The organism is Pseudescherichia sp., from assembly GCF_031998825.1.
GTDB lineage: Bacteria > Pseudomonadota > Gammaproteobacteria > Enterobacterales > Enterobacteriaceae > Pseudescherichia.
The window spans coordinates 1-2,951 of sequence record NZ_DAMACX010000105.1 but is presented as its reverse complement, the minus strand read 5'-3'; the positions used below and the strand labels follow the sequence as shown (position 1 = coordinate 2,951).

4 protein-coding genes and 1 pseudogene are annotated in these 2,951 nt (G+C 60.0%); all 5 read right to left on the bottom strand.

Going from position 1 to position 2,951, the window contains the following annotated elements; genetic code table 11:
• Positions 1 to 63 precede the first annotated feature (63 nt).
• The gene (gene hisIE / locus RTP97_RS21325) at positions 64 to 678 is read right to left on the bottom strand and encodes a bifunctional phosphoribosyl-AMP cyclohydrolase/phosphoribosyl-ATP diphosphatase HisIE (RefSeq protein ID WP_312417206.1); all 615 of its coding nucleotides are present in this window, start codon (positions 676 to 678) and stop codon (positions 64 to 66) included.
• Positions 672 to 1,448, bottom strand: coding sequence for an imidazole glycerol phosphate synthase subunit HisF (gene hisF, locus RTP97_RS21320; RefSeq protein ID WP_312417203.1), 777 nt, complete (start codon positions 1,446 to 1,448; stop codon positions 672 to 674). Before hisF ends, hisIE begins: the two co-directional genes overlap by 7 nt.
• Positions 1,430 to 2,167 carry a 1-(5-phosphoribosyl)-5-[(5-phosphoribosylamino)methylideneamino]imidazole-4-carboxamide isomerase gene (gene hisA, locus RTP97_RS21315; RefSeq protein WP_312417200.1) on the bottom strand — a complete coding sequence of 246 codons (738 nt, stop codon included), beginning with the start codon at positions 2,165 to 2,167 and terminating at the stop codon, positions 1,430 to 1,432. The genes hisF and hisA overlap by 19 nt, the downstream gene beginning before the upstream one ends.
• Positions 2,167 to 2,757, bottom strand: coding sequence for an imidazole glycerol phosphate synthase subunit HisH (gene hisH / locus RTP97_RS21310; RefSeq protein ID WP_312417197.1), 591 nt, complete (start codon positions 2,755 to 2,757; stop codon positions 2,167 to 2,169). The genes hisA and hisH overlap by 1 nt, the downstream gene beginning before the upstream one ends.
• Positions 2,757 to 2,951: pseudogene (locus tag RTP97_RS21305) on the bottom strand (bifunctional histidinol-phosphatase/imidazoleglycerol-phosphate dehydratase); the annotation flags it as partial. The gene hisH and the pseudogene RTP97_RS21305, both read right to left, overlap by 1 nt.

The window sequence follows — 2,951 nt, the reverse complement described above, 5'->3', positions numbered from 1 at the left end:
AAGTTCACCGGGCGTTACAGGCCTGAAAAGTGTCAACCTATTCCAGGACTAGTCATGGCGACACTACTTGTGCCGCGCTCTCAGGTTCTCAATAATCGACGTCATATCCAAATCCTGGTCCTGCAACAGCACCAGCAGATGGTAGATCAGATCCGAGGCTTCGTTCGTCAGCTCCTCGCGATCGTGAACGGTGGCAGCGAGTGCGGTTTCAACACCTTCTTCACCCACCTTTTGCGCGATGCGCTTGGTGCCGCTGGCATAGAGCTTGGCGGTATAGGAGCTGGCCGGATCGGCGCTTTTGCGCGCGGCCAGCAGCTGCTCCAGCTGATAGAGGAATAGCCACTGGTGATTCTTCTCTTCACCAAAGCAGCTGGTGGTGCCGGTATGGCAGGTCGGGCCGACAGGGTTGACCAGCACCAGCAGCGTATCGTTATCGCAGTCGGAGGTAATGCTAACCACGTTGAGCACGTTGCCAGAAGTTTCACCCTTGGTCCACAGGCGCTGCTTGGTGCGGGAGTAGAAGGTGACCAGACCGCTCTCTTCGGTCTTCGCCAGCGCCTGCTGGTTCATATAGCCCAGCATTAATACTTCCCCGGACACCGCGTGCTGGATCACGGCAGGCAGCAGCCCATCGGTTTTAGTCCAGTCCAGCAGGCTGCGTTGTTGCTCTGTTAACATATCCTTATCTCCACGCCCTGCAGTGCCAGGTACGCTTTTAGTTCACCAATATTAATAATTTGCTTGTGGAAGACGGAAGCGGCCAGCGCGCCGTCCACATCAACGTCCCGGAAGGCTTCCAGGAAGTGCTCCATAGTTCCCGCGCCGCCGGAGGCGATCAGCGGAACATGACATACCTCGCGAACCTTCTTCAACTGCGTCAGGTCATAACCGTTGCGCACCCCGTCCTGGTTCATCATGTTGAGCACGATCTCACCCGCGCCGCGCTTCTGTACCTCCTGCACCCAGTCCAGCGTCTCCCAGGTGGTAACGCGAGTGCGGCTCTCGTCGCCGGTATACTGGTTAACGTGATATTTGCCGGTGGCTTCGTCAAACCAGGTGTCGATGCCGATCACGATACACTGCACGCCAAAGCGGTCGGCGAGGCGGGTAATCAGCTCAGGATCGGCCAGCGCTGGCGAGTTGATGGAGATCTTGTCCGCGCCGAAGGAGAGGATCTGCGCCGCATCGTCAACGGATTTAATCCCGCCCGCCACGCAGAAGGGAATATCAATCGCTTCCGCTACCCGAGAGACCCAGCTTTTATCTACGACGCGTCCATCGCTGGAGGCGGTGATATCATAAAACACCAGCTCATCTGCGCCTTCCGCCGCGTAGCGTTTCGCCAGGGGAACGATCTCGCCAATAATCTCATGGTTGCGGAACTGCACGCCTTTTACCACCTGGCCGTCACGCACGTCCAGACAGGGAATTATCCGTTTTGCCAGCATTGGATCGCCTCCGTTACGTTAAATTTGCCTTCCAGCAGCGCCCGGCCAACGATCACGCCGCGTACGCCGGTACCGCGCAGGGCGGCGATATCCTGTAGCCCGCCGATGCCCCCCGAGGACTGGAAGGCGATCTGTGGATAGCGTGCGCACACCTCTTCATACAGCGAGACGTTGGAGCCAGCCAGCGTGCCGTCGCGGGAGATATCCGTGCACAGGACGTGCTTCAGGCCAACGGGCTGATAAGTTTCAATCAGCTCTTCCAGCGAGACGCCGGAGTTCTCCTGCCAGCCGCTGACCGCGACCTGCTTAACGCCCTCGGCGTCAATACGCACGTCAAGCGCCAGAACCAGCGCCTCTGCGCCGAAGCGCGTAAACCAGCCCTTAACCACCTCGGGAGATTTTACCGCCGTCGAGCCGACCACCACGCGAGCGACGCCCGCCGCCAGCAGAGCCGCAACGTCCTCTTCCGTGCGGATCCCGCCACCGACCTGCACCGGCACGGTTACCCCGGCCACCAGGGTTTTAATCAGCGGGATCTGTCGCTTAGCGGGATCTTTCGCCCCGGTGAGATCGACCAGGTGCAGCACCTCTGCGCCTTCCGCGGCATAGCCCTGCAGGCGGGTAAGCGGATCGTTGCCGTAGTCACGCTGCTGCGCGTAGTCCCCCTGGTGCAGGCGCACTACCGTGCCATCAATTAAGTCTAAAGCCGGAATAATCATTACATCTCCAGGAAGTTTTTCAGCAGCTGCGCGCCCGCCGCGCCCGAGCGTTCCGGGTGGAACTGGACGCCGTAGAAGTTATCTTTCTGCACGGCGGCGGTGAAGGGCGCGCCGTAGTGGCACTGGGCAATGGTCTGGGCATTCACCGGCATGGCGTAGCTGTGCACGAAGTAGAAGTAAGCTCCGTCCTCAATGCCGCGAAACAGGCGATCCCCCGCTTTCGGGTAGACGCGGTTCCAGCCCATGTGGGGTAGAGGGAGGCCGACGTCCTCCATCTTGACCACCGGCTCATCGATAATCCCCAGCAGATCCACGCCGTGGGTCTCTTCGCTGCGGCTGCCCAGCAGTTGCATGCCGAGGCAGATGCCTAGCACCGGCTGGGTGCAGGCTCTGATCAGGTTGACCAGATCGCGCTGGTGGATCTGATCCATGGCGGCCTGCGCCGTACCCACGCCGGGTAAAAAGAGCTTGTCCGCGCGCAGGACCACGTCCGGATCGCGGCTGACCACCGGCTCGTAGCCGTGGCGGGCAATGGCGGATGTCACCGAGTGCAGGTTGGCGCAGCCGGTATCGAGGATCACCACGTTCATTACAGCACTCCTTTTGAGGAGGGAAGGGTATCGCCTTCCACCCGGATCGCCTGGCGCAGCGTGCGGCCAAAGGCTTTAAACAGACTCTCCACTCGGTGGTGATCGTTCTTGCCCTTGGTTTTCAGGTGTAGGGTAACGGCCATGGTGTAGGAGAGGGAGCGGAAGAAGTGCTCAACCATCTCGGTGGTCAGATC

What these genes read in the sequence shown, in the direction of transcription:
- hisIE (WP_312417206.1), bottom strand. Translation starts at nt 678, where the DNA reads ATGTTAACAGAGCAACAACGCAGCCTGCTGGACTGGACTAAAACCGAT.
- hisF (WP_312417203.1), bottom strand. Translation starts at nt 1,448, where the DNA reads ATGCTGGCAAAACGGATAATTCCCTGTCTGGACGTGCGTGACGGCCAG.
- hisH (WP_312417197.1), bottom strand. Translation starts at nt 2,757, where the DNA reads ATGAACGTGGTGATCCTCGATACCGGCTGCGCCAACCTGCACTCGGTG.
- hisA (WP_312417200.1), bottom strand. Translation starts at nt 2,167, where the DNA reads ATGATTATTCCGGCTTTAGACTTAATTGATGGCACGGTAGTGCGCCTG.